The 21474-nt window shown below is 33.9% G+C and carries 22 protein-coding genes; 13 read left to right on the forward strand and 9 right to left on the reverse strand.

The genetic code is table 11. From position 1 onward, the window contains the following. Positions 1 to 5 precede the first annotated feature (5 nt). Genes BIW12_RS08775 through BIW12_RS08785 form a run of 3 tightly spaced genes read left to right on the forward strand, consistent with a single transcriptional unit; the run spans position 6 to position 1494 of the window. A complete protein-coding gene (locus BIW12_RS08775) occupies positions 6 to 692 on the forward strand; it encodes an SCO family protein (RefSeq protein WP_071184776.1) in 687 nt (228 codons plus the stop codon). A 3-nt stretch (positions 693 to 695) separates the two neighbouring features. Continuing rightward, on the forward strand, positions 696 to 1238 hold the full coding sequence (locus tag BIW12_RS08780; protein WP_071184777.1) for a DUF420 domain-containing protein: 543 nt from the start codon (positions 696 to 698) through the stop codon (positions 1236 to 1238). Then, positions 1228 to 1494 carry a hypothetical protein gene (locus BIW12_RS08785; RefSeq protein WP_071184778.1) on the forward strand — a complete coding sequence of 89 codons (267 nt, stop codon included), beginning with the start codon at positions 1228 to 1230 and terminating at the stop codon, positions 1492 to 1494. The genes BIW12_RS08780 and BIW12_RS08785 overlap by 11 nt, the downstream gene beginning before the upstream one ends. A gap of 1 nt (position 1495) precedes the next feature. On the opposite strand, the gene BIW12_RS08790 is transcribed toward BIW12_RS08785, so the two are convergent. Continuing rightward, positions 1496 to 2902 (reverse strand): DUF4403 family protein, encoded by a 1407-nt coding sequence (locus BIW12_RS08790; protein ID WP_071184779.1) that lies wholly within the window; start codon positions 2900 to 2902, stop codon positions 1496 to 1498. Between the two features lie 172 nt (positions 2903 to 3074). Between BIW12_RS08790 and BIW12_RS08795 the strand changes: the two genes are divergently transcribed. From BIW12_RS08795 to BIW12_RS08820, 6 genes are all read left to right on the forward strand, one after another. Further along, positions 3075 to 4445: a TolC family protein gene (locus BIW12_RS08795; RefSeq protein WP_071184780.1), complete on the forward strand. Its 1371-nt coding sequence runs from the start codon at positions 3075 to 3077 to the stop codon at positions 4443 to 4445. Positions 4446 to 4452: 7 nt separating this feature from the next. Then, a complete protein-coding gene (locus tag BIW12_RS08800) occupies positions 4453 to 5748 on the forward strand; it encodes an efflux RND transporter periplasmic adaptor subunit (protein ID WP_071184781.1) in 1296 nt (431 codons plus the stop codon). A gap of 56 nt (positions 5749 to 5804) precedes the next feature. After that, entirely contained in the window at positions 5805 to 6473 is a 669-nt protein-coding gene (gene tsaB / locus BIW12_RS08805) for a tRNA (adenosine(37)-N6)-threonylcarbamoyltransferase complex dimerization subunit type 1 TsaB (RefSeq protein WP_071184782.1), read from the forward strand. Between the two features lie 76 nt (positions 6474 to 6549). After that, on the forward strand, positions 6550 to 7581 hold the full coding sequence (locus BIW12_RS08810) for a sensor histidine kinase (RefSeq protein WP_071184783.1): 1032 nt from the start codon (positions 6550 to 6552) through the stop codon (positions 7579 to 7581). Next, positions 7574 to 8251 carry a response regulator gene (locus tag BIW12_RS08815; protein ID WP_071184784.1) on the forward strand — a complete coding sequence of 226 codons (678 nt, stop codon included), beginning with the start codon at positions 7574 to 7576 and terminating at the stop codon, positions 8249 to 8251. Before BIW12_RS08810 ends, BIW12_RS08815 begins: the two co-directional genes overlap by 8 nt. Positions 8252 to 8348: 97 nt before the next feature. Next, on the forward strand, positions 8349 to 10319 hold the full coding sequence (locus BIW12_RS08820) for a KUP/HAK/KT family potassium transporter (protein ID WP_071184785.1): 1971 nt from the start codon (positions 8349 to 8351) through the stop codon (positions 10317 to 10319). A gap of 362 nt (positions 10320 to 10681) precedes the next feature. On the opposite strand, the gene BIW12_RS08825 is transcribed toward BIW12_RS08820, so the two are convergent. Further along, positions 10682 to 11581: a NifU family protein gene (locus BIW12_RS08825; RefSeq protein ID WP_071184786.1), complete on the reverse strand. Its 900-nt coding sequence runs from the start codon at positions 11579 to 11581 to the stop codon at positions 10682 to 10684. 147 nt (positions 11582 to 11728) lie between these two features. Between BIW12_RS08825 and BIW12_RS08830 the strand changes: the two genes are divergently transcribed. Then, positions 11729 to 12727, forward strand: a complete 999-nt coding sequence (locus BIW12_RS08830) for a PorP/SprF family type IX secretion system membrane protein (RefSeq protein WP_071184787.1) — start codon at positions 11729 to 11731, stop codon at positions 12725 to 12727. A gap of 18 nt (positions 12728 to 12745) precedes the next feature. Then, positions 12746 to 13264, forward strand: a complete 519-nt coding sequence (locus BIW12_RS08835; RefSeq protein ID WP_071184788.1) for a gamma carbonic anhydrase family protein — start codon at positions 12746 to 12748, stop codon at positions 13262 to 13264. On the opposite strand, the gene BIW12_RS08840 is transcribed toward BIW12_RS08835, so the two are convergent. Genes BIW12_RS08840 through BIW12_RS08860 form a run of 5 tightly spaced genes read right to left on the reverse strand, consistent with a single transcriptional unit; the run spans position 13265 to position 17288 of the window. Beyond that, a complete protein-coding gene (locus BIW12_RS08840) occupies positions 13265 to 13987 on the reverse strand; it encodes a LytR/AlgR family response regulator transcription factor (protein ID WP_071184789.1) in 723 nt (240 codons plus the stop codon). It lies immediately after the preceding gene. Between the two features lie 6 nt (positions 13988 to 13993). Then, entirely contained in the window at positions 13994 to 15076 is a 1083-nt protein-coding gene (locus tag BIW12_RS08845) for a sensor histidine kinase (protein WP_071184790.1), read from the reverse strand. Then, a complete protein-coding gene (locus tag BIW12_RS08850; protein WP_317040817.1) occupies positions 15077 to 15478 on the reverse strand; it encodes a DUF4907 domain-containing protein in 402 nt (133 codons plus the stop codon). Further along, on the reverse strand, positions 15423 to 16427 hold the full coding sequence (locus tag BIW12_RS08855; RefSeq protein WP_083382084.1) for a Kelch repeat-containing protein: 1005 nt from the start codon (positions 16425 to 16427) through the stop codon (positions 15423 to 15425). Before BIW12_RS08855 ends, BIW12_RS08850 begins: the two co-directional genes overlap by 56 nt. 15 nt (positions 16428 to 16442) lie before the next feature. Beyond that, positions 16443 to 17288, reverse strand: a complete 846-nt coding sequence (locus BIW12_RS08860; protein WP_071184792.1) for a DUF6268 family outer membrane beta-barrel protein — start codon at positions 17286 to 17288, stop codon at positions 16443 to 16445. A 230-nt stretch (positions 17289 to 17518) separates the two neighbouring features. Between BIW12_RS08860 and BIW12_RS08865 the strand changes: the two genes are divergently transcribed. Continuing rightward, positions 17519 to 18841, forward strand: a complete 1323-nt coding sequence (locus BIW12_RS08865; protein ID WP_071184793.1) for a DUF4270 family protein — start codon at positions 17519 to 17521, stop codon at positions 18839 to 18841. After that, positions 18842 to 20083 carry an OmpP1/FadL family transporter gene (locus tag BIW12_RS08870; protein ID WP_071184794.1) on the forward strand — a complete coding sequence of 414 codons (1242 nt, stop codon included), beginning with the start codon at positions 18842 to 18844 and terminating at the stop codon, positions 20081 to 20083. 1 nt (position 20084) lies between these two features. Here the strand turns inward: BIW12_RS08870 and murI are convergent, their stop codons facing one another. Together murI and BIW12_RS08880 are read right to left on the reverse strand one after the other, a co-directional pair. Then, complete coding sequence (murI, locus tag BIW12_RS08875; protein WP_071184795.1) at positions 20085 to 20858, reverse strand: glutamate racemase; 774 nt, start codon at positions 20856 to 20858, stop codon at positions 20085 to 20087. A 111-nt stretch (positions 20859 to 20969) separates the two neighbouring features. Continuing rightward, complete coding sequence (locus BIW12_RS08880; RefSeq protein ID WP_071184796.1) at positions 20970 to 21470, reverse strand: OmpH family outer membrane protein; 501 nt, start codon at positions 21468 to 21470, stop codon at positions 20970 to 20972. Positions 21471 to 21474 lie beyond the last annotated feature (4 nt).

The following is a 21474-nucleotide window of genomic DNA, read 5'->3' on the forward strand; positions in this document are numbered from 1 at the left end:
ATTTTATGTTGAAAAATAAATCATATATCGGGATTGCGTTTATTGTTTTAATTTTTGGGATTTATGCCGTTCCTAAGATTGTTTCCCGAATTCAAAACGGTGAGGTTATTAAAGGCAATCGTCTGGATAAGGTTTCATCAGGAATGAGTTCAGAAGAGTCTTTAGTGAAAATTGGGCCGGCTCCTAAATTTGAGTTGACTAATCAGGACAATAAGAAGATTAATAACGCGACATATAAAGGCAAAGTATATGTGTTAGAATTCTTCTTTACTACTTGCCCTTCTATTTGTCCAAAAATGAATCAAAGCATGTTGGTTTTGGAAAAAAAATTCTTTGGAAATCCTAATTTCGGAATTGTTTCTATCACGATCGACCCCAAACACGATACGCCGGAAGTTCTGAAATCGCATGCCGAATTATTAGGGGTTAAATCCTCTAACTGGAATTTTTTAACAGGTGAGAGGCAAACCATATTTGATTTGGCTAACAAAGGTTTTAATCTTTATGCAGGCGAAAACAGTAAAGTAAGTGGTGGATTTGAGCATTCTGGTATGTTTGCTTTGATTGATAAAAATGGAGATATCCGTTGTCGAAAAGATGAGTTTGGAAATCCTATTTTGTATTATGACGGTTTAGAAAAAGCAGGAGTTAGAGATATTCAACAAGACATTAGTATTTTATTAGCAGAATAAATTATGGAAAAGCAAAATTTAGAAACAAGATACAATAAGTGGATTGTAGTATTATCAGTAGCAATTCCACTTGTGGTGGCATTACTTTTTGGTGTTAATTTGAGAAAATTAGGTTATGATGTAGAGCCACTTTCTTTTTTACCGCCTATTTACGCAACTATAAACGGAATTACAGCAATTTTGTTGGTTTTAGCAGTTATAGCTGTAAAAAATGGGAATGTTAAATTGCATGAAAATTTAATGAAAACAGCTATAGGCTGTTCTGTAGCCTTTTTAGCAATGTATGTGGCTTATCACATGACTTCCGATTCTACTAAATTTGGTGGCGAGGGAATTATAAAATATGTGTATTATTTTATATTAATAACCCATATTGTGTTGTCTGTTGTCATTATTCCGCTGGTTTTAATTACTTATGTTCGGGCTTTGGCACAGGTATTTGATAAGCATAAAAAAATTGCTAAAATTACTTTTCCTATTTGGTTGTATGTAGCAGTTACCGGTGTTGTTGTTTATTTAATGATTGCTCCTTATTATGCTCAATAAAGTCAGAAGTCAGAAGTCAGGAGTGAGAAGTGAGAATGGCAAAGTGAAAATTCTATTTTCTATTTTCTATTTTCTGTTTTCTCTTACTACGAATGCACAATGCGCTATGTGCCGAGCGGCCTTAGCTGGTGATGCTAATGTGGAAAAAGCGCAGGCTGTTAACGATGGTATCGTTTTTTTAATGGTAGTGCCTTATCTGTTAGTGGCTTTGATTGGTTATTTTGTATATCGAATGAAGAAAAATAAAACGAAGTAGTTTATTTAAAACCGTCAACAGTAATGTTGATTACTCCGTTTACTTTTACAAAAGCAATAATGGCATTTTGACTCAGTTCTATTTTTTGAAATTGAATGTCTTCTATTTTTCCATTTACAAAAACACCGGGCATTGGCGAATAATTATTGAGGTAATTAAGCATGGTTTTCTTTCCTTCCTCTAAATTAGGTTTGATGGAATAGCGACAGTTTTCCTGAATTTTTCTTAAAATAATTCCTTGTGCAAGCCAGTTGGCGGTGCGCATTAATTTGTTTTTAGTGTCTAAGGCATAGTCCAGTCCGTCAAAATAAATTTCTTTTTTCTCAGCATTGTATTTTGGAAATCCTGCCAGATAGATTGTTCCGTTTAGAGAACCGCTTAAGTCCAGGGCAATAACCATTTTTCCGCTTTTGTGCCAGATGTTAACGTCTTCTACTTTCACTTTTCTGCTGCCGGATGAAAATTCTTCTCCGGCGAAGTTTTTCTTCATTATTCTGGAAGCATCTGCATAACTGGAAACGGCAGTAATATTAGCCGTAATCTGATTGGGTATTTTGCTCACGGCTTTTAGTGTGATTTGATTCGGATTGAATTTGGTTTCCGGCACTTGTCCTATAATGGTTTCCATGTTGCATTTCATACCCATTTGCAATACAAAGGATTCGTTTTTTAAATGCGCAGCTGTGGAGTAAATTTCGGAAGGAACAATTCGAAGCCAGCTTTCATAGGCTTCATTCATTTGAAAAGGAGTACAGATTTTTTCTAATGCCGAAAGAACATTAGGTTTAAAATCCGTTGATTTTTCAATAGCGGCATCAATTTTATGTTCAATTTTAGATTTGAATAATTTGATGGAAGGATTAATCAGGTAAGTTACGGGCATGTTTTTACCAAAAACACTCATTGTCGGACTTTCGTTCCAGTCTAAATTAGCTAATTCGGTTTGGGTTTTGAGTTTCCAGTTGTTTAAACTCACCGTGCTGTATAGGGTTAGAATTCCGTTAAGGTTAAATTCTTTGACGTTGTACATGGAAACTCCCATGGTTTTGGTACCTATTCGGTATTTTATGGTTGCTTTTAAAGGGAGCACCGTTGTGATTTTGTCAGAAGTAGTGCTGTTACCGTTTTTAATAGTAATGGGAGCTAACTTCCAAATTTTCATTTCAATATCGTCATCTTCTATGTTGCTGTCGTCATAAATTAATCCGTTTAGAGCAATGTTAGTTTGGTTCTCAATATCTTTAAGTTTGATATTGACAGGCAAATTGATAAACGAGGGAACATTGTTGTAAATAATCGGACTGGCATCGTCCGGTTCAGGTTTTAAGGTGGCAATTTTATGAGAACTTGTGCAGCCTGTAAAGGAGAGTAAACTTGTGAAAACCACTAAAAAGACAATTTTTTTCATCGGATTGATTTAAGGTTGTAAAATTAGAAAAAGCTTTTTATTCTCATTACTAATTTAAGCGAGTATATTTTAATTTGTTAGACTGTTAAATGTTTTTAAAAGTTGTGATTGTTGTTAATTATAAAAACTTATTTTTGTGTAGTAACTTTACTTCATTTTAGTTCGAATAAATATGAGTCCAAAAAAATATTTTAGTTCGTTATTTTTTATAATAATAAGTTTTTATTCGAATGCACAATCGCGCCAATGGTCGTTAGAAGACTGTGTGAAATATGCTATAGATCACAATATTTCCATTCGACAATCAGACTTGGATATACAAACCGCTCAAATTGATAAGAAAGATGCTTTTGGAAGTTTTTTGCCTAATGTCTCAGCCAGTGCTTCTCATTCCTGGAATATAGGTTTGAATATTAACCCAGTTACGAATATTGCAGCCACACAAACTACCCAGTTTACTTCGGCCGGAGCTAATGTTGGTATTGATATTTACAAAGGTTTGCAAAATGTATATACTTTAAGAAAAGCCAATCTTTCTATTGTGGCTGCCAAATATCAATTGCAAAAAATGCAGGAAGACATTGCGCTAAATGTAGCCAATGCGTATTTGCAAGTGTTGTTTAATAAAGAAAATTTGAAGGTTCAAAACGAGCAATTGGCTATTGATAATAAACAATTGAGCCGAACGCAGGAATTGGTAAATGCCGGTAATTTGCCTAAAGGCGATTTATTGGATGTAAAAGCAACTATCGCAGCGGATAATCAAAAAGTGATTAATGCTCAAAATACCTTGTTGATTTCAAAGCTGAGTTTGGCACAATTACTACAATTGGATAGTTTTGAAAATTTTGATGTTGTTGATGTAAATGAGTTTCAAATGGAACAATCACTTTTATCTCAAACACCAACTTCAATTTACGATAAAGCAAAACAGCAACGGGTGGAGTTGAAAATAGCTCAGACCAATCTGGAAATAGCCGAGAAAAATGTTGCTATAGCAAGAGCAGCTTATCAACCCACTTTGAGAGGTTTTTATAATTTTAATAGTCGTGTTTCTTATGCCGATGTGGCTTTGAGAGACAATACGGGGGCTGTTATTGGAACACAAGCGCCACCTAGTTTTGTTGATCAGTTTAGTGATAATAAAGGACAGTCTTTTGGGGCACAATTGAATATTCCTATTTTTAGTGGTTTTGCAGTTCGCAACAATGTGGAGCGAAATAAAGTCAATTTAGAAAAATCTAAAATTGCCTTAGAACAGCAGGAATTAGATTTACAGCGTAATGTTTACACTGCTTTTACTGATGCTAAAGGAGCTTTGAAAGCTTATGAATCGGCAATTGAAGCCTTAGATGCCAGAACGCAGTCTTACAATTATTCGAAAGAAAAATTTGAAGTAGGTTTGATGAATGCTTTCGAATTAAGTCAGTCGCAAACCTTATTGGCTAATGCGCAATCGGAAGTAATAAGAACTAAATACGATTATATTTTTAAAACTAAAATTTTAGAATTCTATTTTGGAATTCCAATCCTAAAAAAATAAATAAGTCATGTCAAAGAAAAATATTTATATCCTTCTTGCTGTTTTTGTAGTTGTAATTGGTTCATTGTTATATTTCGGAAAAGAAGGCATTTTTGGAAACAAAGAAGATGCTAAAGAGATAGAAATAACAAAAGTAATTCCGATGACTATTGTTGAAACTGTATCAGCAACAGGGAAAATCCAACCTGAAATTGAAGTTAAAATAGCACCCGAAGTTTCCGGAGAAATTATTTTGTTAAATGTAAAAGAAGGTCAGGTGGTTAAAAAAGGCGATTTATTAGTAAAAATAAATCCTGATTTATATACCTCAAGTTACAATCGTTCGGTTTCTAATTTATCCGGAACAAAGGCAGGTTTAACCCAGTCAGAAGCCAGTTTTAAAGAGGCAAAAGCTAATTATGAAAGAAACAAAACTTTATATGAAAAAGGAGTGATTTCAAGATCGGATTGGGATAAGTCAATTGCATCTTTTGAGGTAGCAAAGGCTACTCGACAGTCGGCTTATTATAATGTGCAGAGTGCTTCGGCCTCGGTTAATGAGGCTAAGGATAATTTAGGAAGAACAACTATTTATGCTCCGGCTGACGGAACAATTTCGGTATTGAATGTCGAGATAGGCGAACGTGTTTTAGGAACGCAACAAATGGCAGGAACAGAGCTTTTAAGAGTCGCCAATTTGAATAATATGGAAGTGGAAGTAGATGTTAACGAAAATGATATTGTAAAAATAAAAGTTGGCGATTTGGCTAATGTTGAAGTCGATGCTTATTTGAAAAAACAATTCAAAGGAGTGGTAACCAGTATTTCTAATTCGGCCAGTTCTACTTTAACAGCCGATCAGGTGACTAATTTTAAAGTAAAAGTTCGAATCCAAAAAGAGTCTTATCAGGATTTATTAGTTGGAAAACCGGAAACCTATTCGCCATTCAGACCAGGAATGACGGCTACGGTAGATATTATTACTAAGACGAAGAAGAATGTTTTGGCAGTGCCAATTAGTTCTGTTGTAGTGAAATCGGATACTACGGCTGTAGCAGTTTCGGATAAGGAATTTTCAAATCCTGATGAAGAGAAAAAAGAAGCACCTAAAAGCGATAAAAAATACGAATGTGTTTTCTTAAAAGTAGGTGATAAGGCTAAGATTAAGATTGTAAAAACCGGAATTCAGGATGATACTAATATTGAAATTCTAAGCGGAGTTAAAAAAGGAGATGAAGTAATAACCGGACCTTATACGATAGTGAGTAAAGAACTGAATTCGGGAAATAAAGTAACAGTGAAATCCGAAAATAAGAAGAAATAAGTGTTATGGTTAGACTGTTTTTTTAATTTTTTAGACCTTTGCAAAAAAATAAGACATTGAATTATATACTTAACATAGAAACAACAACAAAGAATTGTTCGGTTTCCATTGCCAAAGAAGGTAAGACTTTGGTTTGTAATGAAATTGCCGAAGAAGGTTATTCGCATGCTGAACGTTTACACGTATTTATTGAAGAAAGTATTGTTGCAGCCGGAATCACTTTTAAGGATTTAGTGGCTATCGCAGTGAGTCAGGGTCCGGGTTCTTATACAGGACTTCGAATAGGAGTTTCGGCAGCAAAAGGATTGTGTTTTGCGCTAGGAATTCCGTTGATTGCTGTGGATACTTTACAGGCTTTAGCAGCTAAGGCAAGCGTTGATAGTGGTTTAATTGTTCCCATGCTGGATGCGAGAAGAATGGAAGTGTATAGTGCTGTTTTTTCGACTGATTTAGAATCTAAAAGAGCTATTCTTGCTGAAGTTATCACCGAAGATTCTTTTCAGGAATTTGATGAAACCTTATATTTTGTGGGCGATTGTGCCGAGAAATGTAAAGAAGTATTAACCCAACCTAATTTTGTTTTTTTAGAAGATATAAAATATCCTTCGGCGAACCAAATGAGTACTTTGAGTTATCAAAAATACTTAAAAGAAGATTTTGTAGATGTGGCTTATTTTGAGCCTTATTATCTGAAAGATTTTATGATAACTACCTCGAAGAAATAATGAAGTTATTTTTAATCTTATTTTGATACAGTTCAAAACCAAAAAATACTCCATCGTACAGCAATGCTTAATCAGCATGGTATTGGTATTTGTGGTTTCTATAATTTGTTTTTTCTTGCCAAAATATATCGATTATCGGATAACAGCCTTAGTTTTATTAATGACAGTTTCGTTCGTAGCGATGCTTTTTGATATTTTGCCAGTGTTGTTAACGGCTGTTTTAAGTGGTTTGATATTGAACTATTTTTTCATTCAGCCTATTTTTACTTTTCATATTGCTGATACCGAAGATATTCTACTCTTCTTGATGTATCTCATTATTGCATTAGTGAATGCAGTATTGACATTCAAAATTAGGGAAGCCGAAAATAAAGCACGTGATAAAGAGGAAAAAGTAAAAACAATACAACTTTACGACACCTTACTGAATTCACTTTCTCATGAGTTGCGAACTCCAATTGCTACCATTATTGGCTCTATTGATATTCTCAAAGAAAACAAAAACAAACTTTCTGAAACAAATCAAACGGAATTGCTAGAAGAAATTGATAAGGCCAGCATTCGACTCAACGGACAAGTAGAAAATTTATTAAACATGAGCCGACTGGAAACGGGAATGTTAAAGTTAAAACAAGACTGGTGCGATATAAACGAGCTTATTTATACCGTAATCCAAAAAAGTGATTCGATAAAACACAATCATACGATTCATTTTATTCCAAATGAAAAATTACCATTGTTCAAATTAGACGCCGGGTTGATTAAAGAAATCATCCAGAATTTAGTCACCAATGCCATTCAATATACTCCTGAATATACCATTATAACAATTGATGTTCAGTATCAATCCGATTGTTGTGTTTTATCTGTTTCTGATACCGGAAACGGTTTTCCCGAAAATGAAATACAATTTGCATTTGATAAATTTTACCGTTTGCCCAATACAAAAACCGGAGGAAGCGGTCTGGGTTTGTCTATTGTAAAAGGTTTTGTTGAAGCGCATAATGGGATAATTAGATTAGAAAATAATTCCAGTCATTCCGGTGCTTGCTTCACTATAAGTATTCCAACAGAAACATCTTATTTAAATCATCTCAAAAATGAATAAAGCAGAAATAGTAGTTATTGATGATGAAGCTCCAATTAGAAAATTACTCGAAATAACTTTAGAGAGTAATGATTATAAAGTTTGGTTTGCCGAAACAGGAAAAGAAGGGATGATTTTAGCAGTAAACCATCCTCCGGAATTAATTTTGCTGGATATTGGTTTACCTGATAAAAGCGGTCATGAAATTCTGAAAGAATTGAGAACCTGGTACAATAAGGCAATTATTATACTATCGGTTCAGGATAGTGAAGAAGATATTGTGAAGGCACTGGATAATGGTGCTACCGATTATTTGACAAAACCTTTCCGGACAGCCGAACTTTTAGCACGAATTCGCTCGGCTATTCGTAGAAATCAATTGCAAAATGATTCCAGCATACTGACTTGTGAAGACTTAGAAATAGATTTTGGAGCCAGAGTTGTAAAACGAAATCAGGAGATATTAAAGCTTACTTCTACCGAATTTAATTTATTGGCTCTTTTTATGAAAAATGAAGGTAGGGTTTTGACCCATCAATATATTTTAAAAGAAATATGGGGTGTTGGCTATCAGACCGAAACCCAATACCTGAGAGTTTTTGTTGCAACCTTGCGTAAGAAAATAGAAGAAAACCCTAATCAACCCAAGCACATTATTACCGAAAGTGGTGTGGGATATCGCTTCAGTTAATCTTTATAAAATCTTTATATCAGGCATATTTATCTTTATATTCTGTAAATACCATTTGATGGAACTTTGTATCATTAGAATTTTAATCAATTAAATAATGAATACAACAAAAAATGGAGTTGCAAATAAAGTAACTATTGCCTCGCTTTTAGTCGCACTTGGGATTATTTACGGAGATATTGGTACGAGTCCGCTATATGTTTTCAAAGCAATAATTGGGACGAAGGACATTAATGAAATGCTGGTTTATGGTGGTGTTTCCTGTGTGTTTTGGACATTGGTTTTTCAAACAACCATAAAATATATCTGGCTCACGCTTCGAGCGGATAATCAGGGCGAAGGTGGAATTTTCTCCCTGTACGCATTAGTGAGACGTTATGGCAAAAAATTAGTCATCCCAACAATACTTGGAGCGACTACTTTACTCGCCGATGGTATTATTACGCCACCTATTTCCGTTTCATCGGCTATCGAAGGATTAAGTATGGTTAAAGGTATGGAAAACACTATTGTTCCCGGTAATTTTTTAACCATTGGAATTGTTGTGGCTATTTTGTCATTATTATTTTTCTTCCAGCGGTTTGGAACACAGGTAATAGGGAAAACTTTTGGACCTATCATGACTATTTGGTTTACCATGTTATTTGTTGCCGGAATAAACCAAATTAGCAATCATCCGGATATTTTGAAAGCATTAAATCCTTATTATGCCTATGATTTATTGGTGAATTATCCTAACGGGTTTTGGCTGTTAGGAGCTGTTTTTCTTTGTACAACAGGAGCCGAAGCCTTATATTCTGATTTAGGACATTGTGGAATTAAAAACATTCGTATTACCTGGATTTATGTGAAAGTAAGTTTAGTTATTGCTTATTTAGGTCAGGCTGCCTGGTTGATGCACCAGGGAGAAACCTTATTAAATGGTAGAAATCCATTCTTTGAAATCATACCAAGCTGGTTTTTATTACCTAGTATTGTTATTTCAACCTGTGCAACTATTATAGCCTCACAGGCACTGATAAGCGGAAGTTTTACGCTAATTAGCGAAGCAATGAATCTTAATTTTTGGCCAAGAGTTACCGTAAGGCAGCCTAGTGATAGTAAAGGACAAATTTACATACCAAGTATTAACACTATCCTTTGGTTTGGATGTGTTTTAATGATGATTTATTTTAGAGAGAGTTCGCATATGGAGGCCGCTTATGGGTTTTCAATTACTATAACCATGATGATGACTTCTCTATTGTTAAGCTATTTTATTTATTACCGATTAAAATGGAAAAAAATATATGTCATCTTATTTCTGACCGTTTTTGGAGCTATTGAAATGTCTTTTTTTATTGCTAATGTGGCTAAAATAAAGGAACGTTGGATGTTTTTGTTTTTTGAATTATTTATTTTTATGGTAATGTATGTCTGGTATTTTGCCCGAAAAACGAACAATAAATTTACTCAATTTGTGCAATTAGGGAAATACAGCGACCAACTCACCGAATTAAGCAAAGACGATGCTATTCCTAAATTTGCAACCCATTTAGTCTATCTTACTAAAGCTGACAGAAGATACGAAATTGAAGAAAAAATCATCAAATCCATTTTTTCTAAAAAACCAAAACGTGCCGATGTATATTGGTTTTTACACATCAATCGCACCGAAGATCCTTTTACGTTATCCTATGATGTTTCTGAGCTGGTTGATGATAAAGTGATTAAAGTGAACATTAATGTTGGTTTTAGAATACAACCTAAAACCGAATTGTATTTCAAAAATATTGTCAAAGAATTGGTTGCTAACAAAGAACTCAATTTACATATTCGATCAGACGGTTCCAGTAAATACAATAACGAACCCGATTTTAAATTTGTGGTTATTGAGAAATTTTTATCTATTGAGAATGAATTTGTTTTGCGTGAAGATCTTTTGTTGAATGGCTATTTCTTTTTGAAACATTTAGGAGTAAGTGATGAAAAAGCATTTGGATTGGAAAAATCAGATGTCATAGTTGAGCAGATTCCATTGGTTTATCAGCCTATAACAAACATAAAATTAAATAGGGTAAACAGATAATAAGAAAAGCTGTTTTTTGAGTCGAGATAGTTTGTGGAAAATTTGTATCTGTAATTTCAAAAAAAGGAGGAATCTCTTTGTTGCGTAAGCAGTTTATTGAGATTCCTCCTTTGTCAGGAATTGACAAACTCAATTTGTTTTTAGAGTTTGAAAATAGTATTGATTTTTATGGCTAACCGCTAAGCGGACCAAATGAAAAAAAGGTCACAATCCCGATAGCTATCGGGACTGATTGAACAGATAAAAACGGATTTTTTTAAGCTTTTTGTAAATTACAATCTGCGAAAATCCGTTAAAATCAGTTTCATCTGTGTGCCATTCTCAATAATTGGTATAAGAAACGGATAGTCATATTGATTGTATTAAGCATTAATTGCTTCCACCTGAATTTTTTCATCGTTAAGCATGCTTTTTAACATGTTTTCGATTCCTGATTTTAAAGTAAAAGTAGAAGATGGACAGCCACTACAAGCACCTTGAAGAATCACTTTTACAATTTTGCTTTCTTCATCATAAGATTCAAAAGCAATATTTCCACCATCGGCAGCAACGGCAGGTTTTACATATTCTTCTAAGATATTGATAATTTGTTGCGAAGTAACATCCAGTTTGTCAAATTCTTCGGTTTTAATTTGCTCTTGTTTTTCGGCATTGATTACCACGCTGTCGTCAAGAACAATTCCGCCATTCTCAATGTATTGTTTGATAAATGTTCTAAGTTCCAGTGTGATTTCGTCCCAGCTATTTAATTCGTATTTTGTAATCGAAATGTAATTTTCGTCAATGAAAATTTCTTTTACATAAGGAAACTTAAATAATTCTTTTGCCAAAGGCGAAGAAGCCGTTTGGTCGATGTTTTTGAATTCAATAGCATTTTTAGTCAGCATTCGGCTCACAACAAACTTCAAAGCCGAAGGATTAGGAGTAGTTTCTCCATAAACTGTAATCGGTTGTTTTTTAGGTTTGTTCTCATCAAGGTTGATGATAACGCCGCCATTGTTTACAAAGTTTTCAATTTGTTCAGCAACAGCTTCTTTAACATCGTCCCATTCTACAATACTGAATCTTTCAACGGCAATAAAATTGCCCGAAATGTAAACAGTTTTTACAAATGGTAAGTAAAATAATTGTTGTGCAAGAGGAGAAGATTTCGCTTCGTCTATGTTTTTAAACTCAAAACTTTCATTTCGGGTAATAAAATCCTCAAATTCAAACTTTAATATTGTAGGGTTTTGTGTTTCTTTAACGGTTATTTTTGTCATGATGTTTGTAAATTTTTACAAATTTACTAAAGTTATTTTCTATGATTAACTATATTTGAATTATTAATGAATAAATTAACTTAACTTTAGTTTTTGGACAAAATTTAGGTTGTTTTATCAAGCATCCTGATTAACATCATCTAATACATGAATACTAAATTCAACTATTTTTTAATCTGTTTTTTTATTGGTTTGTATTCTTATTCTCAAGAAGGAATTCCGGTATATTCAGATTATCTTTCGGATAATTATTATCTGCTTCATCCGTCGATGGCCGGGGCTTCTAATTGTGCTAAATTAAGACTGACCGCCCGTAAACAATGGTTCGATCAGGAAGAAGCACCTTCACTGCAAACACTAAGTTACAATGGCAGGATAGGAGAGAAAGCCGGTGGGGGAATTATTCTTTTTAATGATAAAAACGGTTATCATTCTCAAAAAGGAATGAAGTTGACGTATGCGTATCATTTGATGTTTTCCAGAGATGAAATCGATTTGAATCAGCTGTCTTTTGGTATTAGTGGGGGATTAATTCAGAGTCAATTAGATGAAACTTCTTTTTTGCAATCAGGAGATTTTGATCCAATTGTAGATGGGACAATTGTTCAAAAATCATCTTACTTTAATGTCGATATAGGGATGTCTTACAATTATTTGGATTTTTATGTTCATGGAACTATTAAAAATGCTATTGAAACCCGACGTAAAATCTATTCAGGATATGAAAGTGATAATTTGAGAAAGTTTATCTTGAGTACGGGTTATATTTTTGGAGACAGAGATCGAATTTTATGGGAGCCTTCGGTATTGTTTCAATATACCAGTCAAACTACCGAAAAGGCAGTCGATCTTAATTTGAAAGCTTATAAAGCCATGGATTTTGGTACTGTATGGGGTGGACTTTCTTATAGAACCAGTTTTGATGGAGCCGAATTTAATAACGGAAATGGTATATCAAGACAAAGATACCAGTCTATTTCGCCAATTTTAGGTGTGAATTACAATAATTTTATGTTTGCCTACACTTATTCTCATTTAGGAGGAGATGTTAAATTTGGAACAGGCGGTTTTCACCAAATTACATTAGGTCTTAATTTGTTTTGCAAGCGTGAGAAATATGAATGTCACTGTCCAGCAATCAACTAAAATAATTTACATTCAGAAATGGTAATAAAATCGGTTAATGGAAAATCACCTAGTATTCCTGAGGATTGTTATGTAGCTGAAAATGCTACTATTGTAGGAGATGTTAGTTTTGGAAACTCTTGTAGCGTTTGGTTTAACGCTGTAATTAGAGGTGATGTTAATTATATCAAAATTGGTAACAAAGTTAATATTCAGGACGGTGCTGTGATTCATTGTACGTATCAAAAATACCCAACCATTATAGGAAATAATGTTTCTATTGGGCACAATGCCATTGTACACGGCTGTGTGGTTCACGACAATGTTTTGATAGGAATGGGTGCTATCGTTATGGATAATTGTACTATTGAAAGCAATTCTATTATTGCGGCAGGTGCGGTGATTACCCAAAACACCGTGGTTACTTCGGGTTCTATATGGGCAGGAGTACCAGCCAAAAAAGTAAAAGACTTAAATCAATCCGGTTTTGCAGGTGAGATTGAGCGTATCGCCGAAAATTATTTATTGTATTCCAGCTGGTTTAAAGAGGAGGAATAATTATAAATTAATTTTTTCAAAGAAAGCTGTTTTGTAACTTTCGCTGATAGGAATTCGCTTGTCGGCAATTAATACTTTATTCTTTTGGATGGATTTCACGTATTTGATATTGATTATATACGAACGGTGAATTCGTGCAAAACCTTTAGATGAAAGTAAATTTTCGAGTTTAATTAAACTGATTAGAGTTAGCGTAAATTTATTGTCAGCGGTATATATTTTGACATAATCTTTCAAACCTTCGATAAATAAAATATCCGAAAAATTGATTTTTACATTCTCGTATTCTGAACGTACAAACATAAAATCGGGTTCAATTTCCGGAGCAACTACTTTTGGAGTAATAGCAGCAGCAGGAGTGTTATTTTGTGAAAGAAACGTTTGTTGGGCGCGCATCACCGATTTTAAAAAGCGATTAAAAGGAATTGGTTTTACCAAATAATCAACCGCACCCAGATTGAATCCTTCCACGGCATAGTCAGAATAAGCTGTCGTGAAAATAACCAATGGTTTTTTGTCAATGGCATTTAGAAAATCGATGCCTGAAAAATGAGGCATTTCGATGTCCAAAAATATCAAATCTACATTAGAAGTATTAATCATCGCTATGGCGTCGATAGCATTATTGAAGGTGCTGATTAGTTCCAGACTTTCAACTTTACTAACAAATTCTTTGATTAAATCAACCGCCAGGGGTTCGTCATCTATAATTACGCACTTCATCTTTATTTAGTTTTCCAATGGTTCCAGTTTCAAATTCAAATGTACACTGTATAGGTTATCCGTCTGCGTAATGGTCAATTGATGAGCATTTGGATACAGGATGTTCAATCTGTTTTTAATGTTTTTTAAACCAATTCCAGAGTTGTTAGGATCTTTTATTTGATTCTCAATTCTATTTTCAATCCAAAAATCAAAGTTGTTTTCTTCGATAACAATTTTAATTTTCACATAAGTGGTTCCTTTATAATCAGTTCCGTATTTAAAAGCATTTTCGATAAATGAAATCAAAAGCATAGGTTCGATAGACTTGTTTCGGGTATCGCCGTGAATGTTGATGAAAATGTTTTCGATATTGTTTAATCGTAATTTTTGTAAATCAATATAGTTCTTAATGTAATTGATTTCCTTTTCTAAAGATACTGCTTTATTGTCGGTTTCATAAAGCATGTAGCGCATCATTTCGGATAAGGTTACAATGGCATCCGGGACTAAATCTGATTTTTTATACGCTAATGAATAAATGCTATTCAAGGCATTGAACAAAAAGTGCGGATTAGTTTGCTTTCTTAAATAGTTTAATTCAGTCGATGTTTTACGGGTTTCAGAAATTAATTTATTTTGTTGATTGGTATAATATTCTGAAAGTGTTTTGATTAAGGTGCTTATAGAAACAATGAATAAATAAAACAGTGATGGGAAAAATTTGAAGAAAAAAGGGGGACGTTTTTTAAAGAAGAATTTTTCTCGAATGATTTCTTTTCCATTACTGTCAAATATTCTTTGATGCGGCATATTGTGGAATTCAGGACTGAAATAGAAAATTTTAATACAAGTTAAAATACTAACAATACTCAAAATAATTCCAAGATAAGCGGCATATTTTTTTTGCAAAAGCAAATTAGGTACAAAATAAAAATAGTTAGCATAAAACAATAGAATTCCACTGGACCATTGTACATAAAACTCGGCATTGATGCTGGTGAAATTTTGGTAAAATGGCAATAATGAGGCAATTATTAAAAAGCACCAAATAATACTGTGTATCAGTATTCTGTTAGTATTGTTGTTTGTAATTCCCTCTATGTTCATTTAGATTCTAATTGACAATAAAATTAAATCTTTTTTTGTAATTGTTGGCGATGTTTGCTGTTTCAATTTATCTAATACCAAATTCCCTACTTTTAGTGCTTCGGTTTCGCTCTCAAATGATTTGATGTTTTGAATTACTGGAATTATAGATTGTTTGATAATGATTTTGTCATTATTTTTGATCACATATCCCCAACCGCTTGGTGTTTTTATGGATTCTAAGCTAAAATCCTGCGGGCTGTTGCAGGAAAAGAATGTTAAAAAAACAATTAGTAAAAAGTACTTTTTTGTGGTGTTTAATAAAAAATTCTTCCGGATAGTAGTCCGGAAGAATTTAGGGTTTGAATTAATTGTCATCGTCATTTTGTTCTTCCAGTGGTTTAAATTCCCATACATCGTCATAAAAAGAAGATCCCGATCTTCCTAATAATACAAAACCTCTTTCGTTAATAGAAAATCCTATAGCATCGGTTCTGCCTGCTCCTTCCAGGGCTGTTTTTTCTTCCCAAACATCAGTTGACGGATTGTATTCCCAAATGGTTTTTGAACTTTCACCACAGACCAGATAACCTAATCCGTTCATTGAAAATGCCGATGCGTTAGAACGGCTAATGGCATAATCGTCATTGTATGTTTCGTCGTCATCATCGTCCTGGTCAATATCGCGTTTTTTAGTCCAGGTATCAGTACTGGGGTCAAACATCCAGAAATCAATCTGATAAGCTCCGTTGTTAATCCCTGCTACTAAATAGGCTTTGTTGTCAATAACAAAAACAGAGGCATTTCTTCTTTTGTTTCCGCTAAATCCGTTTACCTGAGTCCAGGTATCAGTATTAGCATCGTATTGATAAAAATCTTTTAGAAAGTTATTGTCATATCCTGTCCCAAAATATGCTTTTCCACCCACTTGAAATCCTACAGCCGAATAACGGGCACTTCCTGCAAAATCGGCTTTTTGAGTCCAGCTGTTGGTGTCAGGATTGTATTGGTAAAAATCTTTTAACTTGTTGACTCCATCGTATCCAAGACCAATGTATCCATTTCCGTCTAATTCAAATCCAGATGCGGCACTTCGGGCAATTCCGCTAAAATCCGCTTTTTGTTCCCAATAATCCCCATCAGAATTGTAAGCCCATAGGTCTTTTAAATATTCGTCACCTGTATATCCTGTAGCAACATAAGCATAAGTACCTATCACAAAACTGCTTGCACTTGATCTTGCCGGTCCATCAAATGAAGATTTTTTAATCCAGTTACCTAATAATTCTTCTTCGTCGTCATTACTGCAACCCACAAATACTAATCCCATTAATAGTAGGGTAATGAATGTTCTTCCTTTTAAAATAGTCATAATTTATTTTATTTGTTACTGTTTGTATTTTATGCCAATGTTAAAGAGGAAACCATCATTAGCGTCGAAATTGTATTTTGTTGTCCCTCTGTTGTTTGTTAGTGTGTATTTTTTGTCAAATTGGTAGCCTCCCTGAAAACTCATATACCAGTTGCGGTCAACATTTCTCTCGTATTCCAATGCAGTTGTCATTTGAGAGAAACTTATTTTGCTTGCATTTCCATTGCTGTTGATGGCTTTTGCCTGATCGAGATTGTAATATTCCCCATCAAAAACGTTTGTTAATCGGAAAGCGTTTCGTTCATTGTTAGAATAGCTAATAGCTGAATTTGGAAAGCCTATCTCGATAGCGGTATTCGAATTGAATTGGCTATGAAAAGCAATCGTAGGAAGTATTTGGGCTTTTCCAAACAATGTCATTCTTTTTACTCCCAGGTAAATATTATTTTTTTCGTTAAAAGCATATCCAATCCCTGCGCCTCCAAGAATTGTGATGTCTGAAAAATCAAAACTTTTTTCAAAAGCAGCTATTGTTTTCAATTCTAAATTCCAATTGACTTTATTGTTAATTTGATGTGTCAGTTCCAGTTTGTTTTCTATCCAGTTGTATTTATTGTTGTTTGCTGAAAAATAATTCCCCGAACCATAATTTAAACTACTGTTTTTATACGTCAGGCTGTTTGTGATTTTGTTTTTCGAATCTAAATTTTGATGAAAAGAAAAGCCTATTCCGGATTCGTTTTTGCTGATTTCTTTTGTTGGAATTGTCTTTAAGTTCAATTCTAACGAATAGCTACTTTGGGCAGTTATCTTAAGAATTGAAATCATAAAAATCAGAGTTGCAAATAGTTTTAACTTCATTTATTTTTTTATTGAGCCAAAAGTAGATGCTCTGTCTATTTTAAAAAAAGAAGATATATAGACGGCTGTTTTTTATAGACAGATTGCCGATTTGTATGGTCGAATTCATTAGCGCAATTGAATTTGTCTTTATAGATTAAAAAAGGCTTTTTATAGATGCAAAATCCTTGCTTGTATATGTTGTTAGGCTTTGTAAATAGTGCTCTGCTATATTTGTCCAAAAATATTTTATGTATAGATTATATATTATGTTGTTTCTTGGAGTGCTGTTTGTTTGTTGTGACTCCGATGTAGATGCGGGAGAATTTGTGGTGGGTTCAGATAATTTATCGGTAACTAATAAGGTGATTTTGATTGATACCGCAACAGTTGAAGTTTCGACAATCAATTTTGATTCATTGGTAACTTCTAATCAAAGCAGAATACTTTTGGGGAATTATGATGATCCCATTTTTGGAAAAGTAAAATCAGACAGTTATTTCCAGCTTACGGCTTCGGGTTATAATTTGCAAACTACAAGTTCGGATACAGAAGGTGCTAATTATGTTTTTGATTCTATCCGAATGGTTTTAATTCCGGATAAATATTATTATGGTGATACTACTAAAGTGCAATCGATAAGTGTTCATCGTTTGTTGCAGAAAGTGAATCCTAATTTGGATGATGATAGTTTTTATAATAATTCGAATTTGACTTATGACGGTTTGAGTTTGGGTACAGCTTCGTTTTTACCAAAGCCGCTTAGACAGGATTCTATTTTTGTCAAATTAGATAATACTTTTGGTGATGCTCTTTTTCAAAAACTAAAAAAGCGTGAGATTACTACTCAGGAAGAATTTGTGGAGTATTTTAAAGGTTTGGTTATTCAATCCACTACGGCTACTTCTGCTTGTGTAATGGGGTATGGAGTTACAAGTAAATTACAATTGTATTATTCGAAAAAAGTAAGCGATTCAGAAACCTCGATTTTAAAAGAATTCACCATAGGTGATTATTCTAAACAGTATAACCGAATTTCCTTAGACAGGACAGGGACTATTTTGAGCAGTTTGCCGGGTACTACAGCGAGACTATCGAGTGATTTAACCGAAAACAAGTCTTTTATTCAATCAGGAACAGGACTGGCTTGCAGGGTTGATTTTCCTAATATAAAAGAATTAAAATACATTGCCGAAAAAGGTGCAATTGTTGATGCTCAATTAATTATTCGTCCGGTAAATAATACTTATTCTAAAACGTATCCGTTAGCCGATTCGCTAAATGTGTATGTTGCCGATCAATTAAATCGGATAGGGGGTACGCTCAATTCGGCGGCCGGAACTCCTATTTATGCGGTACTTAATAAAACGGAGGATGAATTTGATGAAAATATTGGCTACAGCATACCTCTGGGGACTTTTATGCAATCGGAAATGATGAAACAATCCGATTCTAAGTCGGCTCTTATCCTGACTATTCCTAATATTTCCAAGGCGGTAAACAGGTTGGTTTTAGGAAATCAAAAGAATACCGGAAATAAAGTTCAATTGAAAATTTACTATATCTCTTATTAGATGAAAAATAAATTCACTTTTTTATTCTTTTTGATTTTGGCTTCTTTTAGTGCATTTTCACAAAGTTTGTCCAGCTCTCCTTATTCGATATACGGTTTAGGCAGCTTGTATGATTCTGATTTTGGAACTATTTCGGCTATGGGTTCTTCGGGAGTTGCTTTGCCTTCGGAACGATTTATCAATAATTTGAATCCGGCTTCATTGGGATTTAGTTATCGAAATCATTTTTTGTTTGATGTAGGTGGGAAGGCAATACAGACTTCTTATCAGGATTTGTCTAAAAAAGAGAATCGAAATAATGTCCAGTTTTCGCATATTGCTTTTGCTTTTCCATTGAGTACAAAATCGGCGTTTAGTCTTGCTTTAAAACCGTATTCCAGTGCGGGATTTAAAATTTCTGATTATAAACTGCCTATTCAGGACAGCAACGAAGAATATACTTTGAGTGCAACAGGAACAGGAGGGTTGAACAATTTTGATATTTCTTATGGTCATCGAATTGGTAAAAAGTTAGGCTTAGGTTTGACTACTTCAGTCCTTTTTGGGAGTACAACTGATAATAGAGAATATCTAATTGCTAATTCGCAAACTACTATTGACAAAGAATCTAGTTATAGTGGTGTTCGACTCAATTTAGGTTGGCAATTTAAGGTGGATTCTACCTTTACAATTGGAGCTGTTTTTAAATCGGCTTCTAAAGTTAATGCTACTAAAGTACAATCGGTGGTATCTTACAATGCTGACTTAGATGCTTCGAATACAATTGAAACTGATGTAGCTTCAGATGTTGATGATTTCTACTTGCCTTCTGAGTTTTCGGTGGGTTTTCATAAAATGTTTAAAAACAAATTCGGCGTAAGTGCCGATTATGAGAAAGCCTTTTGGGAAAATACAAATCAAAATACAATGTATGGGAATTATTTGAATCAGGATAAATTCAAATTGGGGTTTTCTTATCGAAAGGGTAAAAATTTAAGAAATTATTTTGATCGCATTCAGTTTTCGGCAGGAATGAATTATGATACCGGTTTTTTAGAAATAGACAATAAACGTATTGAAAATAAGGCGCTTTCTTTTGGGGTTTCCCTGCCTATCGAAAATACTTTTTCGACTCTTAATATTTCGTATTCCTACGGACAAAAAGGCAGAATAAGTAATGGTTTGATTAAGGAAAATTATCATAAGTTATCAGTAAACTTATCTTTAGACGGAATTTGGTTTGTAAAGAGAAAAATCGAATAATCTAAAAATCTTTTTCTTGTACGATGTACTTGCTGCCTAAAATGTTTTGCAACACTTTAGGGTTAGTATTAGTGTAAAAAATGGGCTGCTTGTTGTTATCACTATTAAAACCGATTTGGTTTAATAGATTTTGTGTTTGTCTTGCCACGGCCAAACCGGAGTCGATTATCTCAATATGATCGGGAAGAATAGTTCTTATTTGAGGGATGAGATACGGATAATGACTACAGCCCAGTACAAGAAAATCAATATTAGCGTCAATCATAGGATTAAGGTAAGATTGAAGCAACTGTGTCATCTCTGGGGATTCCATTTGTCCATTTTCGATTAATTCTACCAGTCCGTAACCTATTTGTTCTATAATTTTAGTGTGATAGAACATTTCGGTGGTTTTGTTAAACAGCTCGCTATTCAAGGTTCCTTTAGTTGCCAGTATGCCTATGACTTGTGTTTTTGAGTGTATTGCGGCAGGCTTTATAGCTGGTTCAATTCCAATGAAAGGAACATCATAATGCGCTCTTAATTCCCGTATAGCATTAGTGGTAGCGGTGTTGCAGGCTACAACAATGAGTTTGCAATTCATATTAAGCAGGAAATCGGTATTTTTCATGCTTAATCGAATGATTTCTTCTTTGGATTTTTCTCCATAAGGGGCATTTTTGCTATCGGCTAAATAAATGGTTTTTTCATTGGGCAAGAGATTGTGAATCTCCCTCCAGATTGAAGTTCCTCCTATACCGGAGTCAAAAATACCTATGGGTTTGTTGTTGTCCATTGAAACAAATTTAATAGCTACGGATTAATTTTCCTAAAAATTAAGCATAAAAAAAACCGCTCAATTTCGTGTAGAAAAAGAGCGGTTTTTTTGATTTTATAAGATTGTAAATTAGAATCCTAAGTCTTTTTTAACGTCAGCAGTGATGTTTGGACCATCAGCTAATAAAAGATTAGTACTATCTAAAACATATTGGAATCCTTTAGCTTTACCTACTTTTTGGATAGCAGCTCTTACTTTTTCCATTAATGGTTTTACGATGTCTGATTCTTTTTGTTGTAATTCTTTTTGAGCGTTATCTCTAAAGTCAACAATTCTTTTTTGCATGTCCTGAACTTCTTTACCACGCTCAGTGTTTACAGCTTCAGTTACTGTTGTAGATTCAGCTTCGTATTTTTTCAATTTAGCCTGGTATTCTTCTACCATTTTTTTGTAATCTGCATCGTATGTAGTGCTTAATTTTTCTAATTGGCTTTGAGCATCTAGCATAGCTGGCATTTTTCCCATAATTTCACCTGTATCTACATGTGCTACCTTTGCTTGTGCATTGATGGTTTGGTTTGCTCCAAAAACGAAAAGAGCAGCAATTAATAAAGTTTTAATTTGTTTCATTGGT

The organism is Flavobacterium commune (assembly GCF_001857965.1).
In the GTDB taxonomy this organism is placed as follows: Bacteria; Bacteroidota; Bacteroidia; order Flavobacteriales; family Flavobacteriaceae; genus Flavobacterium; species Flavobacterium commune.

Excerpts from the sequence above, each read along its gene's own strand:
- BIW12_RS08790 (WP_071184779.1), bottom strand. The coding sequence starts at position 2,902 with ATGAAAAAAATTGTCTTTTTAGTGGTTTTCACAAGTTTACTCTCCTTT.
- BIW12_RS08855 (WP_083382084.1), bottom strand. The coding sequence starts at position 16,427 with ATGACTATTTTAAAAGGAAGAACATTCATTACCCTACTATTAATGGGA.
- BIW12_RS08845 (WP_071184790.1), bottom strand. The coding sequence starts at position 15,076 with ATGAACATAGAGGGAATTACAAACAACAATACTAACAGAATACTGATA.
- BIW12_RS08780 (WP_071184777.1), top strand. The coding sequence starts at position 696 with ATGGAAAAGCAAAATTTAGAAACAAGATACAATAAGTGGATTGTAGTA.
- BIW12_RS08830 (WP_071184787.1), top strand. The coding sequence starts at position 11,729 with ATGAATACTAAATTCAACTATTTTTTAATCTGTTTTTTTATTGGTTTG.
- BIW12_RS08865 (WP_071184793.1), top strand. The coding sequence starts at position 17,519 with ATGTATAGATTATATATTATGTTGTTTCTTGGAGTGCTGTTTGTTTGT.
- BIW12_RS08815 (WP_071184784.1), top strand. The coding sequence starts at position 7,574 with ATGAATAAAGCAGAAATAGTAGTTATTGATGATGAAGCTCCAATTAGA.
- BIW12_RS08840 (WP_071184789.1), bottom strand. The coding sequence starts at position 13,987 with ATGAAGTGCGTAATTATAGATGACGAACCCCTGGCGGTTGATTTAATC.
- BIW12_RS08825 (WP_071184786.1), bottom strand. The coding sequence starts at position 11,581 with ATGACAAAAATAACCGTTAAAGAAACACAAAACCCTACAATATTAAAG.
- BIW12_RS08850 (WP_317040817.1), bottom strand. The coding sequence starts at position 15,478 with ATGACGATGTATGGGAATTTAAACCACTGGAAGAACAAAATGACGATG.
- BIW12_RS08785 (WP_071184778.1), top strand. The coding sequence starts at position 1,228 with ATGCTCAATAAAGTCAGAAGTCAGAAGTCAGGAGTGAGAAGTGAGAAT.
- BIW12_RS08820 (WP_071184785.1), top strand. The coding sequence starts at position 8,349 with ATGAATACAACAAAAAATGGAGTTGCAAATAAAGTAACTATTGCCTCG.
- BIW12_RS08775 (WP_071184776.1), top strand. The coding sequence starts at position 6 with ATGTTGAAAAATAAATCATATATCGGGATTGCGTTTATTGTTTTAATT.
- BIW12_RS08810 (WP_071184783.1), top strand. The coding sequence starts at position 6,550 with ATGGTATTGGTATTTGTGGTTTCTATAATTTGTTTTTTCTTGCCAAAA.
- BIW12_RS08795 (WP_071184780.1), top strand. The coding sequence starts at position 3,075 with ATGAGTCCAAAAAAATATTTTAGTTCGTTATTTTTTATAATAATAAGT.
- BIW12_RS08880 (WP_071184796.1), bottom strand. The coding sequence starts at position 21,470 with ATGAAACAAATTAAAACTTTATTAATTGCTGCTCTTTTCGTTTTTGGA.
- murI (WP_071184795.1), bottom strand. The coding sequence starts at position 20,858 with ATGGACAACAACAAACCCATAGGTATTTTTGACTCCGGTATAGGAGGA.
- BIW12_RS08860 (WP_071184792.1), bottom strand. The coding sequence starts at position 17,288 with ATGAAGTTAAAACTATTTGCAACTCTGATTTTTATGATTTCAATTCTT.
- BIW12_RS08800 (WP_071184781.1), top strand. The coding sequence starts at position 4,453 with ATGTCAAAGAAAAATATTTATATCCTTCTTGCTGTTTTTGTAGTTGTA.
- BIW12_RS08870 (WP_071184794.1), top strand. The coding sequence starts at position 18,842 with ATGAAAAATAAATTCACTTTTTTATTCTTTTTGATTTTGGCTTCTTTT.
- BIW12_RS08835 (WP_071184788.1), top strand. The coding sequence starts at position 12,746 with ATGGTAATAAAATCGGTTAATGGAAAATCACCTAGTATTCCTGAGGAT.